The following is a 20066-nucleotide window of genomic DNA, read 5'->3' on the forward strand; positions in this document are numbered from 1 at the left end:
CGCATGTCTTTCAAACGCTTGATTGCCGCAGGGCTGATCCTTTTCTCCGCGATTTGCGGCGCCATTTCGTCGGCGCGGGCCGAGACCTTCACAATCGTCGGCTTCGGCGACAGCCTGATGGCGGGGTTCGGCCTCGGTCCCGGCGAAGGCTTTACCGACAAATTGCAGGCTACCCTTCGCGCCAAGGGCCATGACGTCACCGTCGCCAATGCCGGCGTCTCTGGCGACACGACGAGCGGCGGCTTGGCGCGGCTCGACTGGTCGGTGCCGGACGGCACAAAGCTCGTCATCCTCGAGCTCGGCGCCAACGACATGCTGCGCGGCGTCTCGCCCAATATTGCGGAAAAGAACCTGGACGAGATGTTGGCGAAGCTGAAGGCGCGCAAGATCGCCGTGCTTTTGGCCGGCATGCGCGCCGCGCCCAATCTCGGCGCCGACTACCAGACCGCCTTCGATGCGATCTATCCGAAGCTGGCCGCGAAATACGATGTGCCGCTCTATCCGTTCTTTCTCGACGGCGTTGCCGGACAGTCCGGCCTACAGCTGGAAGACGGCTTGCATCCCAACCCGAAGGGCGTCGATGCGATGGTGGAGCGCATCCTGCCGACCGTGGAAAAGGCAATTGCAGCGGTCGAGGGCGGTGCCTGAGGCTGGCTATTCACTCCTGGCGCAGCCTTCCGTAAGGGAAACATTAGGGAAAGCCTGCGACCAACAAACCACTTGCCCCGATTTAATATCGATGATTCGCTAGGGGCATAGTTCGATTCGAGGAAGGGAGGCTCACCATGCCGCGTCTTTTCACCGCCCTCGAAATACCGCGTGACGCCGCTCTTTCGCTGTCCCTGCTCAGGGGTGGCCTGCCCGGGGCGCGCTGGATCGATGTCGAAAACTACCATATGACGCTGCGCTTCATCGGCGATGTCGAAGGCCATGTCGCCGACGAGATCGCCAACGCGCTCGACCGGGTTCACCGCCCGTCCTTCTCGCTCACCCTGTCCGGCGTCGGCGCTTTCGGCCAGAAAAAGCCGCATGCCGTCTGGGCCGGCGTCTTCGCCTCGCCCGACCTGTCGGCGCTGCAAGGCGAAATCGACCGCATCTGCCAACGGCTCGGCCTGCCTGCCGACCCGCGCAAATTCACACCGCATGTGACGTTGGCGCGCCTGCGCAATTCGAGCCCGCTCGACGTCGCGCAATATCTGTCGGCGCGCGGCAATTTCTCGACGCTGCCGTTCCGCGTCGGCCGCTTCGTGCTGATGTCGTCACGCGATTCGGTCGGCGGCGGCCCCTACATCGTCGAGGAGGCCTGGGCGCTGTCCGGCGCCGATGCACGCGCCTCGAGCAGCTTTGCCAGCGCCTCCGACGCTTCGCGGATCATGCGATAGACCGAAGCGAAGGCTTCCTGTCCGTCGTAGTAGGGATCCGGCACGTCGCGGGCTTGTCCCTGCGCGAACTCCGCCAGCAGATGGATGCGTTCGCCGGCATTGGCCGACGCCATCGCCCTGAGGTCGCGGACATTCTGCCGGTCCATGCCGAGGATCAGGTCGAAGCGGGCAAAATCCTCCGGCCTGACCTTGCGTGCCCGCTGCCCGGAAATGTCTATGCCGTGGCGGGCCGCAATTGCGATCGAGCGCGGGTCGGGGGCTTCGCCGAGATTCCAGCCGCCGGTCGCCGCAGAATCCAGCTCCATGTCGCGGCCGCGTTCCGCCAGCACGGCGCGAAACACGCCTTCGGCCAGGGGCGAGCGGCAGATGTTGCCGAGACAGACGAAGAGTATGGAATTTATCGGCCTTACGCTCATTCGATATGCGCCGTTTGTGCATTTGGACGCCCAAAACCGCAAAGCACTTTCGGGCGACTTGCATTATGGTGAGGGTCAAAATCTGGGATAGCACGGGAAATCATCATGACGAGAGAAAAACTGGGCGAGGACGCCATCGCCGCTGCCCTGACCGAACTGGGCGGTTGGTCATTGGCTACCGACGGCGCTTCGATTAAGCGCAGCTTCGTCTTCAAGAATTTTTCCGAAGCCTTCGCCTTCATGACCCGCGTCGCGCTGGCCGCCGAGAAGATGGACCATCACCCCGACTGGTCGAACGTCTACAAGACGGTCGACGTGACGCTGAACACCCACGATGCCGGTGGCGTCACCGCGCTTGACGTGGCGTTGGCGAAGAAGATGAACGGGTATTTCGGCGGCTGACCGTCCGGCGTTGCAACGCGCCGGCGCCGGCAAATCGGCGCCGTCCTCTTGCAGCGGACCTGCACTTTCACCACATTTTCCGCTGGCGGCCGTGCACAAAACCATGCGCGACGGTCTGCAAAGGAGACATTGATGGCGCAGCAACCCGGTTTTGATTTCTTCGGCTTCGGCAGCAAGCTGGGCGATGAAAGCGAAGTGCGCGCCAAATTCTGGCGCACGGCCAAGAGGGCCGCCCGGCAGATTCCGTTCATGGAAGAGGTTGTCGCCGCGTATTACTGCGCGCTCGACAAGAAGACGCCTTTGCGCGCCAAGGGCGTATTGCTCGCCGCGCTCGGCTATTTCGTGCTGCCGGTCGACGTCATCCCCGACTTCGTCTTCGGTCTTGGCTTCACCGACGACATCGCTGTACTGACGGCCGCGATCACTGCCGTAAGCGCCCATATCACCCCTGCACACCGCAAAGCCGCCAAGGAGGCGATTGCCGACAAGAGCTGAATCGGCCATCGCATTGGCAACTGGTTCAGAAGAAATCCGGCGCTCAAACAGGGCGATAGCGGCCCGGCTTCGAGTTCCGCTGCGGCCGTTGAAAAAGTCAAACTCTTGCCGCTTTCGTGGCCTCCAAGTCGCCGAAGGGACATTGCGAAAGCCGTTTTTCAAGAAACGGCGCGGAAATGGCGGTGGTTTCCATGGATGAATGTCCTTTTCCAAGGGAAATTCACCGTTTGGTAACCCAGATTAAATCAAAATGAAGCGACGGGCAGGACGCCAAGCCGGCCTGCCCCCGCACCATTTGGAATACGGGAAAAACGATGCGTGGATTGATTGCACTAGTCTCGAGCCTGGTCCTGGTGGCCTCTGCAGCGCCGGCGCTGGCGCAGCAGGCGACCAAGATCGGCCAGCACAACGCCTGGGGCACCTACAGCTATCAGGCGCAGGGCGGCAAGGTCTGCTACGTCTTGACCGTGCCGACCGACAAGCAGCCGCCGACGCTCGACCATGGCGACATGTTCTTCTTCGTCAGCCAGCGGCCGGGCCAGCAAGTGTCCTACGAGCCGCAATTCATCGCCGGCTACACCTTCCAGGAAGGCTCCAAGGCCACTGTCACTATCGACAAGAAGACCTTTTCGATGTTCACCCGCGGCAAGTCGGCCTGGGTCGAGAACGCTGCGGAAGAGCCGGTGCTGATCGCCGCCATGAAGACTGGTACCGATATGAAAGTGTCGGCGAAGTCGGGCCGTGGCAACCCAACGAGCTATGTGTTTTCGCTGAAGGGCATCTCGGCCGCGCTGTCGTCGATCGCCAAGTGCAAGTAGGCCAATTGGCCTGACGGAATTTGAATGAAGGCCGGGCCGCAAGGTTCCGGCCTTTGCTTTAGGCCGGCCATGCCGAGCAGCGCCGCAACGCCGGCGCTGGCGCCGAACAAGACTGCGAGGTCAAGGCCACTGTCGCGCAGGCATTCGAGATTGGCCCGCCGACGCCTGCGCCGGCGGGAATGCGCGAAGCGAGGCCGGTTCGAACCTCACATGGCCATTTTTTCACATTCGGCCTGGGCCTTCTTGGTCGACGTGTCGATCATGTAGGCTTTGCCCTTGGCGTCGGTCATCATCATCATGCAGTGCTTGATCGGCTTTGCCATCTTCATCATCTCGGCGCCCATCTTCGCATCCGGCATCATGGTGCCCATGTGCCCGTCCGGCATGATTGCCGTCACCTGCCCGCCCTTCATCATGGTCATGGTGCCCATCGCATCCTCGGCAAACGCCGGCGCGGCGGATAGGCCGATGAGACCGGCAATAACAACAAGCTTGATTGAATGCATTCCGCGTACTCCCATTTTTGCAGGGGCATAGTCGCCCCCTTTCAGATTTCGCGATGCGCTGCGAACTGTTACGCCAACACGAACATGTGATCGGTTTTTCGGGATGGGATGGCGGTGCGCCGCCCACGACGGGTCAGCCGGACGATGGATCGGCAGGCCGCAACATTCGCCGCCCCGCATGACTCTCGCCGCAAGCTGTGCTATGCGCCGCGCTTCATTTCCGGCACGATGCATGAAATCGGCCGCAAATCGCTTATATCAGAGCAGCCATGACCCTTTCTTTCGATCTCACCACTGAGGGTGCCCGCGATGCGTTGCGCGCCCGCACGGCTTCGGCCGAGAAGCCGTCGCTGATCGGCCTGACCCGGGCCGAGCTCGGTGAAGCCCTTGTCGGTGCCGGCATCGTGCCCGAGCGCCAGGCAAAAATGCGCGCCCAGCAGCTGTGGCACTGGATGTATGTGCGCGGCGTCTCCGACTTCGCCGGCATGTTCAACATCTCCAAGGATCTGCGCGCCGAGCTCGACAAGCATTTCACCATTGCTCGGCCCGAAATCGTCGAGGAGCAGATTTCCGCCGACGGCACCCGCAAGTGGCTGTTCCGCTTTCCACCGCGCGGCGCCGGCCGTCCGGTCGAGATCGAAACCGTCTATATCCCCGAGGAAGGCCGCGGCACGCTGTGCATCTCCTCGCAGGTCGGCTGCACGCTGACCTGTTCGTTCTGCCACACCGGCACGCAGAAGCTGGTGCGCAATTTGACGGCGGAAGAGATCCTGGCCCAATTGCTCACCGCCCGCGACCGGCTCGGCGATTTCCCCGACCGCGACACGCCAGACGGCGCCATTGTGCCGGCCGAGGGCCGCAAAGTCTCCAACATCGTCATGATGGGCATGGGCGAGCCGCTCTACAATTTCGAGGCGGTGAAGAAGGCGCTGCTGATCGCCTCCGACGGCGACGGGCTGTCACTGTCCAAGCGCCGCATCACGCTGTCGACCTCCGGCGTGGTGCCCGAGATCTTCCGCACCGGCGAGGAGATCGGCGTCATGCTGGCGATCTCGCTGCACGCGACCAATGACGATCTGCGCGACTTGCTGGTGCCGATCAACAAGAAGTATCCGCTGAGCGAACTGATCGCCGCCTGCCGCGCCTATCCCGGCCTGTCCAACGCCAAGCGCATCACCTTCGAATATGTGATGCTGAAGGACGTCAACGATTCCATCGAGGACGCCAAGGGGCTGATCAAGCTGCTGAAGGGCATTCCGGCCAAGATCAATTTGATCCCGTTCAACCCGTGGCCGGGTACCAACTACCAGTGCTCGGACTGGGAGACGATCGAGAAGTTTGCCGACTACATCAACAATGCCGGCTACGCCTCGCCGATCCGCACCCCGCGCGGCCGCGACATTCTCGCCGCCTGCGGCCAGCTGAAGTCGGACTCCGAGCGCATGCGCAAAGTCGACCGCCTGGCGCTGGAAGCCATGATGATTGCGGGGCACGGCGAGGCGTGAGCCGCCTCATCGCCTATATCGTCCGCTTCGCCGTCATCCTGTTCGGCTATGTCGTCGCCTCGCTGGCCGCGAGCGCCTTTCTGAACATCCTGTTCCTGGCTTCCGTCGGTTTCATACGGGATGATGCGCACCCGATGGCGGCGACGGCGCTTTATTTCTCGATTCCCTTCGTGGCGCTGTTTGTCGCCTATTTCGCTTTCATACCGGCGGTGGTCGTCATCCTGATCTCGGAGATACTCAGCCGCCGCGACTGGCTGTTCTATGCGCTGGCGGGCGGCGTCGTGGCCGCCGCCTTCCTCGGCTTCGTCCACCAGAACGCGGATTTCGATGTCACCGAACCGCGCGCCATCGCCGCCGTGATCGGCTGCGGCATGGTTGGCGGCATCTTTTACTGGCTAAGCGCCGGCCGCTGGGCCGGAAGCTGGTGGCAGGCCGCTACTTCGCCTGAGCGGTCAGAATCTTGAGCGCGAAAGCCGAAAACACGCCGGCAAAGAGATAGTCGACCACCCGCGTCACCCGCGGGCTGGCCTTCATCGCCGCCGAGAACTTTTCCGCGGCAAACACCATCGGCGCCGTCACCGGAATCGACAGCACGATGAACATGACGCCGAGGAAGAACAATTGTCCCGGCGCGTTCGGATCATGCGCGGAGACGAACTGCGGCAGAAACGTCATGAAGAACAGGATGATCTTCGGGTTGAGCAAATTGACGCCGAGCCCGGCGGCCCAGCTGCGAAACAGCGAAATCTCAGGCCCGCTCTTCATCTGCGGCGAAAACGCCGAGCCCTTGGTGAGCGCCTGCCAGGCGAGAAAGACGAGATAGGCGGCGCCAAAAATCTTCAGCACGAGGAAGGCCATCGGCGAGGCGACGATCAGCGCCGAGATGCCGACCGCCACCAAAGTGGTGTGGATCAGCGTGCCGCACAGCGCTCCGGCCAGCGAGGCAAGGCCGGCGGCGCGGCCCTGGCTTAGCGTGCGCGAGACGAAAAGGGTCATGTCCGGGCCGGGTGTGATTGCCAGGATCATGGTGGCGATGGCGAACTGGATTAGCGTCGTGGTATCGGGAATGAAGGACATTGGCGGCCCCTGGCAGAGCATCGGACCCAAAAGTGGAAGCCGGTTTTGGGAGAATCCGATGCTTAAACAAAGTGGATGCGCAGCCCTATAGCGCAGGCGCCAGGCCCCTTCCAGCCGCTGACGGCCGCAGCATCTGGTCCAGCCTTGATCGACGTTCGTCCCTTGCGCTGGCCGGAAAGCCCGTGATACCTCGCCCGCGAAGAACCCTTGTCGCGGAACCGCCAACAATGTCGAAGACCAAAGACGTCAAGAAGGTCGTGCTCGCCTATTCCGGCGGCCTCGACACCTCCATCATCCTGAAATGGCTGCAGACCGAGCTCGGCGCCGAAGTCGTCACCTTCACCGCCGATCTCGGCCAGGGCGGCGAGCTGGAGCCGGCGCGCAAGAAGGCCGAGATGATGGGCATCAAGGATATCCGCGTCGTCGATGTCCGCGAGGAATTCGTGTCGGACTTCGTCTTCCCGATGTTTCGCGCCAACGCTGTCTATGAAGGCACCTATCTGCTCGGCACCTCGATCGCCAGGCCGCTGATCTCGAAACATCTGGTCGAGATTGCCAGGGAAACCGGCGCCGACGCGATTGCCCATGGCGCCACCGGCAAGGGCAACGACCAGGTCCGTTTCGAGCTTTCGGCCTATGCGCTGAACCCCGACATCAAGGTGATCGCGCCATGGCGCGACTGGTCGTTCAAGTCGCGCACCGACCTGATCAACTTCGCCGAGCAGCACCAGATCCCGGTGGCGAAGGACAAAAGGGGCGATGCGCCCTTTTCGGTCGACGCCAACCTGCTGCACTCCTCTTCCGAGGGCAAGGTGCTGGAAGATCCGTGGAGCGAGCCGCCGGAATTCGTCCACCAGCGCACCGTCTCGCCGATGGACGCGCCGGACAAGGTCACCGAGATCGAAATCGAGTTCCTGAAGGGCGATCCGATCGCGCTCAACGGCAAGAAGCTGTCACCGGCTGAGATGCTGACCGCCCTCAACGATCTCGGCCGCGACAATGGCATCGGCCGGCTCGACCTGGTCGAGAACCGCTTCGTCGGCATGAAGTCGCGCGGCGTCTACGAAACGCCCGGCGGCACGATCCTGATCGTGGCCCACCGCGCCATCGAATCGATCACGCTCGACAGGGGTGCCGGCCACCTCAAGGATGAGTTCATGCCGCGCTATGCGGAACTGATCTACAACGGCTTCTGGTTCTCGCCCGAGCGGCTGATGCTGCAGGCGATGATCGACAAGAGCCAGGAAGACGTCGAAGGCACGGTGCGCCTGAAACTCTACAAGGGCAATGTCATGGTCACCGGCCGCAAGTCGAAGAAGACGCTCTATTCCGACGCGCTGGTCACCTTCGAGGATGATCGCGGCGCCTACGACCAGAAGGACGCCGCCGGCTTCATCCGCCTCAACGCGCTGCGGCTCAGGACTCTTGCGGCGCGCAATCGCAAGGGTTGAGCCCAAATACTATTCCAGGAAAACCCGGCGGAGACGTCGGGTTTTTATTTGATATCTCTAATATAAGAGGCCAAGCTGGTTGAGATGGTTTCTGTTTGACCTTTTAAAAGCTTCATCTAAATTCCCTCGCGGGACGGAGGGATTCTGATAGTGAAAAACGCCATTTTTCTCCTGCTTGCGGCGGCAATGGTCTTTACCGGATGCCAGTCCTCGCAGGCGGCAGCGAAACGCGAGCAGAATCCAGACGGGTGCATCTCCGCTGTCCACCTATGGAGCATCACGTTCAAGCACGAAATCGCCTCTTTCATGGGCGTCTCGCAGGAGCGCATGCCGGCCCTGTTCTGCCAGCGCCTTGGCGAAGGGATACGCAGCGGGCGGATCACCTACTCCGACTTGAACCGGTTGCAGCTCGACCAATCGACCGAAATCTGGCTGGTCATCAAGGGCAAGTCAAAAGCGGCTGCTAGGGCCACCCCGGCGTCGCGGAACCTCAAATTCCGTACCTGCTCGAATGTTATCACCGGCTCCTTCGAGGTTGCCTCTTCCGAGAAATGCCCCTTGGGCGGTAGCTACTCGCAAGCTGCCGGAGTCCCGACGGTGATCGAGGGCAGGCCAAAGGCGGCTCCTCCAGCGCCGCGGAACTCCAAGTTCCGTACCTGCTCGAATCTTTACGGCGGCTCCTTCGAGGTTCCCGCTTCCAAGAAATGCCCCTTGGGCGGCGGTTACGTGAACAATTGAGAGCCTAGGCGCTCGCCGCTCTTGGCATGCCACACGCACCGACAAAAAAGCCCGGCGCATGGCCGGGCTTTTGTCGAGTAGACGGTCCTATCAGCCGCCGTCGATCGCGTCGGCGATCTGGGCGATGGCCTGCTGGTAGACGCTCGCGGAATTCCAGCCGGCTATTGCGCCCATATTCGAACTTGCACTAGCACCCGCCCGCCAGCCATGAGCCTTGAGGAAGTTGGCGGTGGAGGCCAGCGCGGTCGCCTTGTCGCGCAGATTTCCGTTGCCGACGCCATACTTCAGGACATTGCCCGGCAGGAACTGCGTATGGCCGATCTCGCCATGCGCGGCACCCACCGACGATGCGCTCAGCGCGCCGCGATCGACCAGTTTCAGCGCTGCAATGGCATGTGGGTAGAAGAACCCCGGGCGGCGGCAATCATAGGCAAGCGTCAGAATGGCAGAGACCGTATTCTGGCTGCCCATGGCGGAACCGAAGCCGGTCTCCATGCCCCAGATGGCGAGCAACACGCCCGGCGACACGCCGTAATTGCTCTCGATCCTGTCGAAAAGTGCTGCGTTCTGCTTCTTCAGCGAACGGCCCCTGGAAATGATCGAGGCCCCGCCACGACGCTTCATGAAAGCATCCACCGAGCCGCTGAACGCCTTGTGGATGGCGCGGTCGACGGAGATCGTCTTTGTCGCGTAGCTGGCGCCGGCCAGAGCTGAAAGGCCCCTGGGGCCAACGCCTTCAGACTTGGCCTCTGCGGCGAACTCCGGCTTCCACGCCTCGAAACCGGCACCGGTCTTGCCGCAGCTGGCCGCCGCCTGCGCGCCCGTCGCCAGCGCAAGCACCGCCACCACCGTGGCAGCAAAAATCTTTCCCTTGGCAAACAATGCCATGCTTCTCTCCTGATTGCCTGAATCACGTCCCGGTTGCGAATTTGCCAGTGAAACGCGCCATTGTCACCGTACCCCCGGCGCCACGCTGGCCAATGCAGCGGAATTTGCCTACGATCAAGTGCATATTGTGGCGGGAACGCGACGCTGAGCGGGACAATCCGCCCATCAAACAGAAAGTCGTAGTACGGACATGGAACGCCCGCCGATGGCCGGCGTTTGGGCGAGGGGCCGCTCCGCACCATATCTGATGTCCATAGCCTGGCGTCCAAATACCGACGCCCATACTGACGCGTTGAGGCCGAGATGAAACTGTTCGACTGTCCGCATTGCGGCCACCGGCTCTATTTCGAGAACGCGCAGTGCCTGAGCTGCTCGAGCCTCGTGCTCTACGATCCCGAGCATGCGCGCTTCGCTTTGTCTGATATCGACGGCATTTTCCACTGCACCAACGCCGACGAATGCGCCTGCAACTGGATGGCCGAGCCGGGCCACACCTTCTGCCGCGCCTGCGTACTGAACCAGTTGATCCCGGATCTCTCCGTCGACGGCAACCGCCGCCGCTGGATCCGCGTCGAGGCGGCCAAGAAGCGGGCTATCTATTCGCTGCTCGCCTTCGGCCTGCCGGTGGCGCCCAAGCAGAACCCCGGCGACGAGATCGGCCTTGCCTTCGACTTCCTCGCGGACCCGATCGGCGGCGGCCCCGGTGGCGAACGCATCCTCACCGGCCACGATAACGGCCTGATCACCCTCAACGTCGCCGAGGCGGACTCGGCCGAGCGCGAGCGGCGGCGTGTCGAGATGGGCGAGAACTATCGCACGCTGCTCGGCCATTTCCGCCATGAACTCGGCCACTACTATTGGGACCGGCTGATCCGCGACGACCCGCAAAGGCTCGATGCCTTTCGCGCGCTGTTCGGCGACGAGCGCGCCGACTATGAGCAGGCGCTGCAGACCTACTACGCCAATGGCGCGGCGCCCGACTGGCAGCAGAGCCACATCTCGGCCTATGCGACATCGCATCCATGGGAGGATTGGGCCGAGACCTGGGCGCACCATCTGCACATCACCGACACGCTGGAGATGGTGCACGCGCTGAATTTTCCGCTCGGCCAGCTGGAGACTATGGAGGCCAATGTGCTGCCGCAGGGCGACACCGGCGGCCGCCTGCAGCCCGCACCCGCCGAACCTGACGCGGTGCCCGAGCCTTTCGAAAAGGTCCTCGCCCGCTGGCTGGTGCTGTCGGAAGCCTCCAACTCGATCAACCGCTGCATGGGTCTGCCCGACCTCTATCCCTTCGTCATTTCTGACGTGACGGCGCAGAAACTCGCTTTCGTGCACCAGCTTTTGACGGCTTTGCCGAAAGAAACCGGAACAAATCGTGAGCCAGTAGAGGCATTTTAGCCGGAACGCATGCGCTCTGTTTTCGTTTGGGGTCGCGAGGGACCATGAAAACGGAGAGAAACCATGAGACGCATACTGTTTCCGGCCGTCGCCGGGGCGCTTGTCGCCATGTCGGGTGCGGCACTCGCCGATACTGCCGTCTCGGCCGTCACCGATCTTAACGTGCGCGCCGGCCCCGGCCCGCAATATCCGGTGATCGGCGTGCTCGCCGCCGGCCAGTCGGCGACGCTCAATGGCTGCATCGAAAACAGCAAATGGTGCACCATTGCCGAAGCCGGCGGCCAGGGCTGGGTCTATTCCGACTATGTGACGGCCGATTTCGGTGGCAGCCGGGTCGTTCTGACGCGCCGCCCCGCCGACGCCGCCATTACCGTTGTTACACCGCCGCAGGATGATTATCCCGACACCTATACCGGCGCCATCCTTTCCGATGACGGCCCCATCGACGCCATCGACAGGCCGCCGGCGGAAGTCGGCACCTATGTCAGCACGCACCGGGTCGACCCCGTCTATCTCGACGGCGAGGTGGTGACGGGTGCTACCTTGCCCGACACCGTCGAACTGCGCGAAATCCCCGACTACCGCTACCGCTATGTCTATGTGAATGGCCAGCCGGCGCTGGTCGACCCGCAGACGCGGCGCATCATGTACGTCGTGCGCTGATCGAGCTCCCGAAGGCGGCCCCATCCGGCGGCCGCCTTCTTCTCGGTGTCAGCCTGGCCGCTTGAAGCTGCTCTATCGCGTCGTTCTCGGCCTTCCTGGCCCTGCTCTCGACAGCGAGGTCACAGTTCGCCCGCATATTCATCCAGAACCGCGGTTGCGGAACGAGTATTCCGCACTGCAGCGAACGTTGCGCCGGCTTCGGGCCGGCTCCTAATCGATTGAAGCAATCGCCAGCCTTTTTGTCAGACTAAATGACGTTTCCAAAACGATTTTCTGGCTTTGACGCGGTGCAAAAAGAGCATTAGAAACCGGCTGTCTGAAGTCATACAGGAAGGCGGCAAACGCCGCATTCCATCGCGGCTCCGGACTTCGAACTGGGGCAGCCATGAGCAAATCACCAGCCACCCGAACCGCCAGACGTGAACGGCCGCTCTCGCCGCATCTGACGATCTACCGTCCGCCGATCACCATGACGATGTCGATCATTCATCGTATCACCGGCGGCGCGCTGTATTTCGGCACGCTCCTGGTCGCTGCGTGGCTGATGGCGGCGGCGAGCTCGCAAGCGACCTTCGATGGGGTCGACTGGGCCTTCGGCACCTGGCTCGGCCGCCTCATCCTGTTCGGCTACACCTGGGCCTTGATGCACCACATGCTGGGCGGCGTGCGCCACCTCGTCTGGGACACCGGCGCCGGGCTCGAGAAACACACGGCATCGAAGATCGCCTGGACGACGCTCGCCGGCTCGGTTGCGCTCACGCTGCTGATCTGGGTCGCCGGCTATATGGCGCGGGGAGCCCTGTGATGAGCGGCAACAAAAGCAACGATATGCGCACGCCGCTGGCCAAGGTCCGCGGCCTCGGCTCGTCCCACGAGGGCACGCAGCATTTTTGGCGCCAGCGGCTGACGGCGCTCGCCAACATCCCGCTGACGCTGTTCTTCGTAGGCTTCCTGATCGCCCTCAACGGCGCCGGCTATGCAGAAGTGCGAGCAGCGCTCGCCAATCCATTCGTGGCGCTGGTGATGATCCTTTTCCTGATCTCCGGGCTCTACCATATGCGGCTCGGCATGCAGGTGATCATCGAGGACTACGTGATCAACGAAGGCCTTAAGCTGCTGACGATTGCGCTCAGCACATTTTTCACCATAGCGATCGGCGTTGCCTCGATCTTCGCCCTGCTCAAACTGGCATTCGGAGGCTGATTTTGGCCAAGGACGCGAAATCAGCCAACAGGGCTTACACTTACGTCGACCATAAGTTCGACGTTGTGGTCGTCGGCGCCGGCGGCGCCGGGCTGCGCGCCACGCTCGGCATGGCCGAACAGGGCCTGCGCACCGCTTGCATCACCAAGGTGTTTCCGACCCGCTCGCATACGGTGGCCGCGCAAGGCGGCATTGCCGCGTCGCTTGCCAATATGGGTCCCGACAATTGGCAGTGGCATCTCTTCGATACCGTCAAGGGTTCGGACTGGCTGGGCGACATCGACGCGCAGGAATACATGGTCCAGCAGGCGCCCGCCGCCGTCTACGAGCTCGAACATTACGGCGTGCCGTTCTCGCGCACTGAAGAGGGCAAGATCTATCAGCGGCCGTTCGGCGGCATGATGATGAATTTCGGCGAGGGCCCGCCGGTGCAGCGCACATGCGCCGCCGCCGACCGTACCGGCCACGCCATGCTGCACACGCTCTACGGCCAGTCGCTCAAGAACAACGCGCAGTTCTTCATCGAGTATTTCGCGCTCGACCTGATCATGGAGCCGGACGGCACCTGCACCGGCGTCGTCGCCTGGAACCTCGACGACGGCACCATCCACCGCTTCTCGGCCAAGATGGTGGTGCTGGCGACCGGCGGCTATGGTCGCGCCTATTTCTCGGCGACCTCGGCGCATACCTGCACCGGTGACGGTGGCGGCATGGCCGCACGGGCAGGGTTCCCCCTTCAAGACATGGAATTCGTGCAGTTCCATCCGACCGGTATCTATGGCGCCGGCTGCCTGATCACCGAGGGCGCGCGCGGCGAGGGCGGCTATCTCGTCAATTCCGAGGGCGAGCGCTTCATGGAGCGCTATGCGCCGTCGGCCAAGGACCTTGCCTCGCGCGATGTGGTGTCGCGCTGCATGACGCTGGAGATCCGCGAAGGCCGCGGCGTCGGTCCGAAGAAGGACCACATCTTCCTGCATCTCGACCACCTCGACCCGGCCGTCCTGCACGAACGGCTGCCCGGCATCTCGGAGTCGGCGAAAATCTTCGCTGGCGTCGACCTGACCAAGGAGCCGATCCCGGTGCTGCCGACGGTGCACTACAATATGGGTGGCGTGCCGACCAACTACTGGGGCGAAGTGCTCAATCCTACCGCCAAAAGCCCGGACCAGGTGTCGCCCGGACTGATGGCGGTCGGCGAAGCCGGCTGCGCCTCGGTGCACGGCGCCAACCGGCTGGGCTCCAACTCGCTGATCGACCTGGTGGTGTTCGGTCGCGCGGCGGCGATCAGGGCCGGCCAGGTGATCGACCGCAATTCGGCGATCCCTTCGCCCAATGAAGCCTCGGTCGAAAAGATCATGGACCGCTTCGACCGGCTGCGTCACGCCAACGGCTCGACGCCGACCGCCGTGCTGCGCGAAAAGATGCAGAAGGCCATGCAGGAAGACGCGGCGGTGTTCCGTACGCAGGAATCGCTCGATAATGGCTGCAAGCGCATTTCGCAGATCTGGACCGAACTCAAGGACATCAAGGTGTTCGACCGTTCGATGATCTGGAATTCGGATCTGGTCGAGACGCTGGAACTGGAAAACCTGATGGCCAACGCCATCACCACCGTTTATGGCGCCGCGGCGCGCAAGGAGAGCCGTGGTGCGCATGCGAGGGAAGATTTTTCCGCCCGGGACGACAAGGTCTGGCGCAAGCACACGCTGGCGCGGGTGAGTGAAGACGGCAAGGTGACGCTCAGCTATCGGCCGGTGCACACCGAACTGCGGCTCAAGGAAGCCGACGGCGGTATCAACCCGGCCAAGATCGCGCCGAAGGCCAGGGTGTATTGACGATGGCGCTGGTGGCAGCGGGATATTCCGGCACGCCCCTTCCGGCCAAGCTCGGCCTGAAGGACGGCATGACCGCCGCCTTCATCGCTCTGCCGGCGGAACTCGATGCATTGGCCGGCGCCGTCGATTTCGCCGAGGTCGACCGGCTTGCCGAATGGTCCGATATTTCGGGCAGCCATCAAAGATACGACGCCGTCCATGCCTTCACCTGGCAGCGCGCCGAGATCGAGGATCGCCTTGGCGATGTCGAAGCCGCGATCAAGCGCGACGGCATGGTCTGGGTGTCCTGGCCGAAGAAGGCATCGAAAGTGCCGACCGATGTCACCGAAGGCGTCGTTCGCGCTGAAGCGCTGAAGCGCGACCTGGTCGACGTCAAGGTCGCTGCCGTCAATGAAATCTGGTCCGGGCTGAAGCTCGTCATCCGAAAGGACCTGCGGTAATGGTCGAACTCACGCTTCCCAAGAACTCGAAGGTGCAGCCGGGCAAGACCTGGCCGAAGCCGGAGGGCGCCACCAATCTGCGGGAATACCGCATCTACCGCTGGTCGCCGGACGATGACGAGAACCCGCGCATCGACACCTATTTCGTCGACATGGACGATTGCGGGCCGATGGTGCTCGACGCGCTGTTGTGGATCAAGAACAAGATCGACCCGACGCTGACCTTGCGCCGCTCCTGCCGCGAAGGCATTTGCGGTTCCTGCGCCATGAACATCGACGGCTCCAACACGCTGGCCTGCACCAAGGGCTGCGATGACATTTCCGGCGCCGTCAAAGTCTATCCGCTGCCGCATATGCAGGTGGTCAAGGACCTGGTGCCCGACCTCACCAATTTCTACGCCCAGCACGCCTCGATCCAGCCATGGCTGAAGACGGTGTCGCCGGAACCGGCCAAGGAATGGCTGCAGAGCCATGAGGACCGCGAGAAGCTCGACGGGCTCTACGAATGCATCCTGTGCGCCTGCTGCTCGACCTCGTGTCCGAGCTACTGGTGGAACGGCGACCGCTATCTCGGCCCGGCAACGCTGCTGCAGGCCTATCGCTGGCTGATCGACAGCCGCGACGAGGCCAAGGGCGAGCGGCTCGACAATCTCGAAGACCCGTTCCGGCTCTATCGCTGCCACACCATCATGAACTGCGCCCAGACTTGTCCCAAGGGGCTGAACCCGGCCAAGGCGATTGCGGAAATCAAGAAGATGATGGTGGAGAGAAGGGTTTAGGCGGAGGTGCCTGCAACGAAATTCGTCTGTAGCGATCCGTCACACCCCCCTCTGTCCTGCCGGACATCTCCCCCGCAAGGGGGGAGATTGGCTGTAGTGACGGCTTTCGCTAATCTCCAAGGTAGCAAGAATGGACGGACTGCGCTGAAGCTGCTGATCTCCCCCCCTTGCGGGGGAGATGTCCGGCAGGACAGAGGGGGGTGCTGTCCCTCCAGCCTCAAAAGGATAGCCAACCCAATGACCGACTCCGACCTTCCCATCCTTAATCCCGTCGAAGCCCGCATTCTCGGCTGCCTGATCGAGAAGAAGGAGCTGACGCCGGACGTCTATCCGCTGACACTGAATGCGGCACTTGCCGCCGCCAATCAGAAGACGGCGCGCGAGCCTGTCATGTCGCTGGAGCAGACGGAGGTGCACCGGACTCTGAAGCTGCTCGAGCAGAAGGGGCTGGTGCGGCAGATGTTCGGCTCGCGCGTCGAACGCTACGAACATCAGATGGCGCAGCGCTTCTCGCTGACCACGCCGCAGACCGCCTTGCTTGGGCTGCTTCTGTTGCGGGGTCCGCAGACGGCGCATGAGCTTTTGGCCCGCAGCGAGCGGATGGCGCGGTTTTCGTCGATTGAGGACCTGCGCGCCGAGCTCGATATGTTGATTGGCCGCCGGCCGCCGCTCGTCCAGGAAATCCCGCGCGGACCGGGTCAGCGTGAGGACCGTTTCGTGCATCTGCTCGCCGGCCCGGTGGACGTTGCTGCCCTGTCTGCACAACGGAGTTCGCCGACCATGCCTGCCTCCGACCTGGAAGCAAGGATTGAATCGCTGGAGCAGGAAGTCGCCGGTCTGCGCGCCCGGCTTGACGCGCTGGGCGGCTAATAGTCATCCGAGACGTCGGCGGGACAGCGCCCCCCTCTGTCCTGCCGGACATCTCCCCCACACGGGGGGAGATTGGATGTCACCTCGGCCTTCGCCAAATCTCCAGCATAAAAAGGGCCCTGGACGGCGACGCTGCCGATCTCCCCCCTCGTGGGGGAGATGCCCGGAAGGGCAGAGGGGGACGCGAAGGATCGCTGACCCTCTGAAAATGGAAACGCCGGCTCAAGGCCGGCGCTTCGCAATTCGAATTTGCTGCGCTCACCCCAACTTGGCGTCGAGCGACACTTTGATGGCGCCGAGCGCTTGCGATACCGGGCATCCGGCCTTGGCCTTTTCGGCCAATTCCTGGAATTTCGCCGCATCGATGCCAGGCACCTTGCCAACCACGGTGAGGGCGCTGCCGGTGATGCCGGTGCCGGGCACCAGCGTCACCACAGCCTTGGCGTTGAGTTCGGTGGCGGGCGTGCCGTTCTCGGCCAGGAAATGCGAGAACTGCATGGCAAAGCAGCCGGCATGCGCTGCGGCGATCAACTCTTCGGGATTGGTGCCGGACTTGCCGCTTTCGTCCTCGAAGCGCGCCTTGAAGGAGTAGGGCGTGCCCTTCAGGGTTCCGCTCTGGCTGTCGAGCGTGCCTTTGCCCTCTTTCAGATTGCCTTTCCAGATGGCGTTTGCGGTGCGGTCCATGAAGTCCTCCTTGATTGCAAGCGATAGCGCCGGCCAGGCGGCGTTCTCTTCAACTATAGCGCGGCGGCAGGGGAAGACCACCGCGCTGTTTCGGGATCGGGCACCGCCTCGCCTAATTTTTCCAAAAAAAATCTGCGTGCAAAAATGTCGACTTCTGTCGGCCCCGGCCGTCCTGCGGGCGGCCACGGATTCTCGTGGCGGATGGAGGTTCACATGAACAATCTGTTTTCTGCCCATTGGAATGGCCCCAGCGGAAGGGCCAGTCCGCGAAACATCGACTGCTCGCGACCCTCCGGCTTCGGCCGGCTGCTTACTGCGGTTGCCATCATCGGCATTGCGGTCAGCCTTCTCGACCATGTCGCTGCGGGGAAGGATGCCGCCGACACCGTGATCGCCTATGGTTCGTCTGAGCAAGGGAGCTGGAAATGAAATATGTCTGTCTGGTCTACGGCGAGGAAAAAGACCTCCATGCCATGACTTCAGCGCGAATGGCCAAGCTCGACGCCGATTCGATGGCCTATGACCGATCATTGGACCAGCAAGGCAAGCTGATCATCGCGCAGGCGCTGCAATCGGTGAAGACGTCGAAGACGGTGCGGCGGCGCCAGGGCAAGCGGCTGATCACCGACGGCCCCTTCGCCGAAACCAAAGAGCAATTGCTTGGGTTCGTCATGATCGAGGCGGCCACTCTCGATGAGGTGCTGGAGATCGCCGGCGAGATTCCGCTGGCCGAAATCGGCACCGTCGAGGTCAGGGCGATCTACGACGTACCGGGGTCCTAACCCGTTCGCCCGCAGATTTATACAGGTCGGCGGATCATGTCCGCCGCCTTCTCGGCGATCATCACCACCGGCGAAGCGGTGTTGCCGGAAACGATGCGCGGCATGATCGAGGCGTCGATGATGCGCAGCCCTTCGACACCGGTCACGCGCAGGTCTGGGCTGACCACGGCCTGGTCGTCGACGCCCATCCGGCAGGTGCCGACGGGATGGAAGATTGTCGTCGCGATCGAGCCGATCTGGTGCAGCAGGTCGTCATCGGACTGGTGCGCGAGACCGGGCAGGATTTCTTCCGGCTGGAACTCAGCAAGCGCCTTGGCGGTCATGATGCTGCGCGCTTGGCGCACCGAGCGCAGCGCGATGTCGCGATCGCGGACGGTGGACAGATAGTTCAGCCGTATCTCGGGCTGCACGGCCAGTTCGCGCGTCGTGGCATGCACGGAGCCGACGCTGTCAGGCCGCAGATTGCAGACCGACATGGTGATCGCCGGGAACGGGTGCAGCGGGTCGCCAAGTCGATCCGTCGACAGAGGCTGGACATGGTATTCCAGGTCCGGCGTCGCCATCGACGGATCGGATTTGCTGAACATGCCGAACTGGCTCGGCGCCATCGACATCGGCCCCGACCGGGCAAAAGCATATTGCAGCGCGATCCGCGCCTTGCCGGTCAGGCTGTTGGCAAGCGTGTTGAGCGTCAGCGCCGACGACACTTTGTAGACGGTGCGGATCTGCAGATGGTCCTGCAGGTTCTCGCCGACATCGTGGCTGGCGTGGACGACCTCTACGCCGAGTGCGGCAAGGCGACCCGGTTGTCCGACGCCGGAAAGCTCCAGCAGCTTCGGCGTGTTGATCGAACCTGCCGTCAGCAGCACCTCGCTCCTGGCCTTTGCCTCGATGGTTTCGCCGCCGGCTCGATAACGGACGCCCATCGCTCGCTTGCCTTCGAACAGCACCGTCTCGACATGGGCGTTGATGACCAGCCTAAGGTTGGGCCGCCGCAGTGCCGGGCGCAGGAATGCCTTGGCCGTGTTCCAGCGCACGCCCTTGCTCTGGTTCACCTCGAAGAAGCCGGAACCCTCATTGTCGCCGTCATTGAAATCCTCGCGCGGCATGATGCCGAATTCCTTTGCCGCCTCCTGCACCGTGTTCAGGATCGGCCAAGACAGACGCTGCCGTACCACTTTCCACTCGCCGCCGGCGCCATGCAGCTCCGTCTTGCCGCCATGATGGTCCTCGGATTTGAGGAAATAGGGCAGCACATCGTCCCAGCCCCAGCCGACATTGCCCATCTGCCGCCAGCCATCATAGTCCGCCGCCTGTCCGCGCATGTAGATCATGCCGTTGACCGAGGTGCAGCCGCCCAGCACCTTGCCCCGGGGATAGACCAGCGAGCGGCCATTGAGGCCGGCTTCCGGGGCGGTCTTCATCATCCAGTCGGTGCGCGGATTGCCGATGCAATAGAGATAGCCGACGGGGATATGCACCCAGTGGTAATTGTCGCTGCCGCCGGCCTCGAGCAGCAGCACGCGCGTCGCCGGATCCTCGCTCAGGCGGTTGGCCAGCACACAGCCGGCGGTGCCTGCGCCGACGATGATGTAGTCATAGTCGCCATCGAGCCGTTGGGTCATTGCGGTGTTCTACTCGGTCCTGCGGCCTGTTTGGCCCAGAACGATCGCAGCGTATCGGCAAGGCCGCAATAGGCGCGACGTGCGTTCGTAATGTTTCCTGCATTGC

The 20066-nt window shown here is 62.7% G+C and carries 25 protein-coding genes; 19 read left to right on the forward strand and 6 right to left on the reverse strand.

Annotation, left to right across the window (positions count from 1 at the left end; translation table 11 throughout):
* Positions 1 to 3 precede the first annotated feature (3 nt).
* Both AC1D1B_RS05340 and thpR read left to right on the forward strand, forming a co-directional pair.
* Entirely contained in the window at positions 4 to 648 is a 645-nt protein-coding gene (locus tag AC1D1B_RS05340) for an arylesterase (protein WP_477329996.1), read from the forward strand.
* 137 nt (positions 649 to 785) lie between these two features.
* On the forward strand, positions 786 to 1382 hold the full coding sequence (gene thpR / locus AC1D1B_RS05345) for an RNA 2',3'-cyclic phosphodiesterase (protein WP_477329998.1): 597 nt from the start codon (positions 786 to 788) through the stop codon (positions 1380 to 1382).
* On the opposite strand, the gene AC1D1B_RS05350 is transcribed toward thpR, so the two are convergent.
* Positions 1286 to 1798, reverse strand: coding sequence for a low molecular weight protein-tyrosine-phosphatase (locus AC1D1B_RS05350; RefSeq protein WP_477330000.1), 513 nt, complete (start codon positions 1796 to 1798; stop codon positions 1286 to 1288). The genes thpR and AC1D1B_RS05350 overlap by 97 nt on opposite strands.
* A 105-nt stretch (positions 1799 to 1903) precedes the next feature.
* Between AC1D1B_RS05350 and AC1D1B_RS05355 the strand changes: the two genes are divergently transcribed.
* The 3 genes from AC1D1B_RS05355 (at position 1904) to AC1D1B_RS05365 (ending at position 3513) form a co-directional block, all read left to right on the forward strand.
* Entirely contained in the window at positions 1904 to 2200 is a 297-nt protein-coding gene (locus AC1D1B_RS05355; RefSeq protein WP_477330002.1) for a 4a-hydroxytetrahydrobiopterin dehydratase, read from the forward strand.
* 132 nt (positions 2201 to 2332) lie between these two features.
* The gene (locus tag AC1D1B_RS05360; RefSeq protein WP_477330004.1) at positions 2333 to 2695 is read left to right on the forward strand and encodes a YkvA family protein; all 363 of its coding nucleotides are present in this window, start codon (positions 2333 to 2335) and stop codon (positions 2693 to 2695) included.
* Positions 2696 to 3009: 314 nt separating this feature from the next.
* Positions 3010 to 3513 (forward strand): invasion associated locus B family protein, encoded by a 504-nt coding sequence (locus AC1D1B_RS05365; RefSeq protein ID WP_477330006.1) that lies wholly within the window; start codon positions 3010 to 3012, stop codon positions 3511 to 3513.
* Between the two features lie 206 nt (positions 3514 to 3719).
* Here AC1D1B_RS05365 and AC1D1B_RS05370 read toward each other — a convergent pair whose 3' ends face one another.
* Positions 3720 to 4199: a hypothetical protein gene (locus AC1D1B_RS05370; protein WP_477330007.1), complete on the reverse strand. Its 480-nt coding sequence runs from the start codon at positions 4197 to 4199 to the stop codon at positions 3720 to 3722.
* An 89-nt stretch (positions 4200 to 4288) separates the two neighbouring features.
* Here AC1D1B_RS05370 and rlmN point away from each other — a divergent pair, with 89 nt between their 5' ends.
* Together rlmN and AC1D1B_RS05380 are read left to right on the forward strand one after the other, a co-directional pair.
* Positions 4289 to 5524, forward strand: coding sequence for a dual-specificity RNA methyltransferase RlmN (rlmN, locus tag AC1D1B_RS05375; RefSeq protein WP_477330009.1), 1236 nt, complete (start codon positions 4289 to 4291; stop codon positions 5522 to 5524).
* Positions 5521 to 5988, forward strand: coding sequence for a hypothetical protein (locus AC1D1B_RS05380; RefSeq protein WP_477330011.1), 468 nt, complete (start codon positions 5521 to 5523; stop codon positions 5986 to 5988). Before rlmN ends, AC1D1B_RS05380 begins: the two co-directional genes overlap by 4 nt.
* On the opposite strand, the gene AC1D1B_RS05385 is transcribed toward AC1D1B_RS05380, so the two are convergent.
* Complete coding sequence (locus AC1D1B_RS05385) at positions 5960 to 6601, reverse strand: LysE family translocator (RefSeq protein WP_477330013.1); 642 nt, start codon at positions 6599 to 6601, stop codon at positions 5960 to 5962. The two genes, AC1D1B_RS05380 and AC1D1B_RS05385, sit on opposite strands and share 29 nt — an antisense overlap.
* Before the next feature lie 227 nt (positions 6602 to 6828).
* Between AC1D1B_RS05385 and AC1D1B_RS05390 the strand changes: the two genes are divergently transcribed.
* On the forward strand, positions 6829 to 8052 hold the full coding sequence (locus tag AC1D1B_RS05390; protein ID WP_477330015.1) for an argininosuccinate synthase: 1224 nt from the start codon (positions 6829 to 6831) through the stop codon (positions 8050 to 8052).
* Positions 8053 to 8202: 150 nt separating this feature from the next.
* On the forward strand, positions 8203 to 8790 hold the full coding sequence (locus AC1D1B_RS05395) for a hypothetical protein (protein ID WP_477330017.1): 588 nt from the start codon (positions 8203 to 8205) through the stop codon (positions 8788 to 8790).
* Positions 8791 to 8880: 90 nt separating this feature from the next.
* On the opposite strand, the gene AC1D1B_RS05400 is transcribed toward AC1D1B_RS05395, so the two are convergent.
* Positions 8881 to 9678 (reverse strand): lytic murein transglycosylase, encoded by a 798-nt coding sequence (locus AC1D1B_RS05400; protein WP_477330019.1) that lies wholly within the window; start codon positions 9676 to 9678, stop codon positions 8881 to 8883.
* A 303-nt stretch (positions 9679 to 9981) separates the two neighbouring features.
* On the opposite strand from AC1D1B_RS05400, the gene AC1D1B_RS05405 reads away from it, so the two are divergent.
* From AC1D1B_RS05405 to AC1D1B_RS05440, 8 genes are all read left to right on the forward strand, one after another.
* The gene (locus AC1D1B_RS05405; RefSeq protein ID WP_477330021.1) at positions 9982 to 11079 is read left to right on the forward strand and encodes a zinc-binding metallopeptidase family protein; all 1098 of its coding nucleotides are present in this window, start codon (positions 9982 to 9984) and stop codon (positions 11077 to 11079) included.
* Between the two features lie 63 nt (positions 11080 to 11142).
* Positions 11143 to 11742, forward strand: coding sequence for a DUF1236 domain-containing protein (locus AC1D1B_RS05410; protein WP_477330023.1), 600 nt, complete (start codon positions 11143 to 11145; stop codon positions 11740 to 11742).
* Positions 11743 to 12127: 385 nt separating this feature from the next.
* Entirely contained in the window at positions 12128 to 12547 is a 420-nt protein-coding gene (gene sdhC, locus AC1D1B_RS05415; RefSeq protein ID WP_477330025.1) for a succinate dehydrogenase, cytochrome b556 subunit, read from the forward strand.
* Positions 12547 to 12945 carry a succinate dehydrogenase, hydrophobic membrane anchor protein gene (gene sdhD, locus AC1D1B_RS05420; RefSeq protein WP_477330027.1) on the forward strand — a complete coding sequence of 133 codons (399 nt, stop codon included), beginning with the start codon at positions 12547 to 12549 and terminating at the stop codon, positions 12943 to 12945. Before sdhC ends, sdhD begins: the two co-directional genes overlap by 1 nt.
* Positions 12946 to 12947: 2 nt before the next feature.
* On the forward strand, positions 12948 to 14780 hold the full coding sequence (gene sdhA / locus AC1D1B_RS05425) for a succinate dehydrogenase flavoprotein subunit (protein WP_477330029.1): 1833 nt from the start codon (positions 12948 to 12950) through the stop codon (positions 14778 to 14780).
* A gap of 2 nt (positions 14781 to 14782) precedes the next feature.
* The gene (locus AC1D1B_RS05430; RefSeq protein ID WP_477330030.1) at positions 14783 to 15220 is read left to right on the forward strand and encodes a DUF3052 family protein; all 438 of its coding nucleotides are present in this window, start codon (positions 14783 to 14785) and stop codon (positions 15218 to 15220) included.
* On the forward strand, positions 15220 to 15999 hold the full coding sequence (locus AC1D1B_RS05435) for a succinate dehydrogenase iron-sulfur subunit (protein WP_181060908.1): 780 nt from the start codon (positions 15220 to 15222) through the stop codon (positions 15997 to 15999). Before AC1D1B_RS05430 ends, AC1D1B_RS05435 begins: the two co-directional genes overlap by 1 nt.
* 237 nt (positions 16000 to 16236) lie before the next feature.
* On the forward strand, positions 16237 to 16869 hold the full coding sequence (locus AC1D1B_RS05440) for a YceH family protein (RefSeq protein ID WP_477330032.1): 633 nt from the start codon (positions 16237 to 16239) through the stop codon (positions 16867 to 16869).
* Between the two features lie 258 nt (positions 16870 to 17127).
* Here the strand turns inward: AC1D1B_RS05440 and AC1D1B_RS05445 are convergent, their stop codons facing one another.
* Complete coding sequence (locus tag AC1D1B_RS05445) at positions 17128 to 17553, reverse strand: OsmC family protein (protein WP_477330034.1); 426 nt, start codon at positions 17551 to 17553, stop codon at positions 17128 to 17130.
* A 213-nt stretch (positions 17554 to 17766) separates the two neighbouring features.
* On the opposite strand from AC1D1B_RS05445, the gene AC1D1B_RS05450 reads away from it, so the two are divergent.
* A complete protein-coding gene (locus AC1D1B_RS05450; RefSeq protein WP_477330036.1) occupies positions 17767 to 17982 on the forward strand; it encodes a hypothetical protein in 216 nt (71 codons plus the stop codon).
* A complete protein-coding gene (locus AC1D1B_RS05455) occupies positions 17979 to 18335 on the forward strand; it encodes a YciI family protein (protein WP_477268579.1) in 357 nt (118 codons plus the stop codon). Before AC1D1B_RS05450 ends, AC1D1B_RS05455 begins: the two co-directional genes overlap by 4 nt.
* A 17-nt stretch (positions 18336 to 18352) precedes the next feature.
* Here AC1D1B_RS05455 and AC1D1B_RS05460 read toward each other — a convergent pair whose 3' ends face one another.
* Complete coding sequence (locus AC1D1B_RS05460; protein ID WP_477330038.1) at positions 18353 to 19960, reverse strand: GMC family oxidoreductase; 1608 nt, start codon at positions 19958 to 19960, stop codon at positions 18353 to 18355.
* Positions 19961 to 20066: the final 106 nt, after the last annotated feature.

It is taken from the genome of Mesorhizobium sp. P2_C5_2 (assembly GCF_056404535.1).

Coding starts and splice junctions, on each gene's coding strand:
- AC1D1B_RS05455 (WP_477268579.1), top strand. CDS start 17,979: ATGAAATATGTCTGTCTGGTCTACGGCGAGGAAAAAGACCTCCATGCC.
- AC1D1B_RS05405 (WP_477330021.1), top strand. CDS start 9,982: ATGAAACTGTTCGACTGTCCGCATTGCGGCCACCGGCTCTATTTCGAG.
- AC1D1B_RS05360 (WP_477330004.1), top strand. CDS start 2,333: ATGGCGCAGCAACCCGGTTTTGATTTCTTCGGCTTCGGCAGCAAGCTG.
- AC1D1B_RS05340 (WP_477329996.1), top strand. CDS start 4: ATGTCTTTCAAACGCTTGATTGCCGCAGGGCTGATCCTTTTCTCCGCG.
- AC1D1B_RS05440 (WP_477330032.1), top strand. CDS start 16,237: ATGACCGACTCCGACCTTCCCATCCTTAATCCCGTCGAAGCCCGCATT.
- sdhC (WP_477330025.1), top strand. CDS start 12,128: ATGAGCAAATCACCAGCCACCCGAACCGCCAGACGTGAACGGCCGCTC.
- AC1D1B_RS05430 (WP_477330030.1), top strand. CDS start 14,783: ATGGCGCTGGTGGCAGCGGGATATTCCGGCACGCCCCTTCCGGCCAAG.
- AC1D1B_RS05435 (WP_181060908.1), top strand. CDS start 15,220: ATGGTCGAACTCACGCTTCCCAAGAACTCGAAGGTGCAGCCGGGCAAG.
- AC1D1B_RS05370 (WP_477330007.1), bottom strand. CDS start 4,199: ATGCGGGGCGGCGAATGTTGCGGCCTGCCGATCCATCGTCCGGCTGAC.
- AC1D1B_RS05400 (WP_477330019.1), bottom strand. CDS start 9,678: ATGGCATTGTTTGCCAAGGGAAAGATTTTTGCTGCCACGGTGGTGGCG.
- AC1D1B_RS05460 (WP_477330038.1), bottom strand. CDS start 19,960: ATGACCCAACGGCTCGATGGCGACTATGACTACATCATCGTCGGCGCA.
- AC1D1B_RS05410 (WP_477330023.1), top strand. CDS start 11,143: ATGAGACGCATACTGTTTCCGGCCGTCGCCGGGGCGCTTGTCGCCATG.
- AC1D1B_RS05355 (WP_477330002.1), top strand. CDS start 1,904: ATGACGAGAGAAAAACTGGGCGAGGACGCCATCGCCGCTGCCCTGACC.
- thpR (WP_477329998.1), top strand. CDS start 786: ATGCCGCGTCTTTTCACCGCCCTCGAAATACCGCGTGACGCCGCTCTT.
- AC1D1B_RS05350 (WP_477330000.1), bottom strand. CDS start 1,798: ATGAGCGTAAGGCCGATAAATTCCATACTCTTCGTCTGTCTCGGCAAC.
- AC1D1B_RS05445 (WP_477330034.1), bottom strand. CDS start 17,553: ATGGACCGCACCGCAAACGCCATCTGGAAAGGCAATCTGAAAGAGGGC.
- AC1D1B_RS05390 (WP_477330015.1), top strand. CDS start 6,829: ATGTCGAAGACCAAAGACGTCAAGAAGGTCGTGCTCGCCTATTCCGGC.
- rlmN (WP_477330009.1), top strand. CDS start 4,289: ATGACCCTTTCTTTCGATCTCACCACTGAGGGTGCCCGCGATGCGTTG.
- AC1D1B_RS05385 (WP_477330013.1), bottom strand. CDS start 6,601: ATGTCCTTCATTCCCGATACCACGACGCTAATCCAGTTCGCCATCGCC.
- sdhD (WP_477330027.1), top strand. CDS start 12,547: ATGAGCGGCAACAAAAGCAACGATATGCGCACGCCGCTGGCCAAGGTC.
- AC1D1B_RS05365 (WP_477330006.1), top strand. CDS start 3,010: ATGCGTGGATTGATTGCACTAGTCTCGAGCCTGGTCCTGGTGGCCTCT.
- AC1D1B_RS05450 (WP_477330036.1), top strand. CDS start 17,767: ATGAACAATCTGTTTTCTGCCCATTGGAATGGCCCCAGCGGAAGGGCC.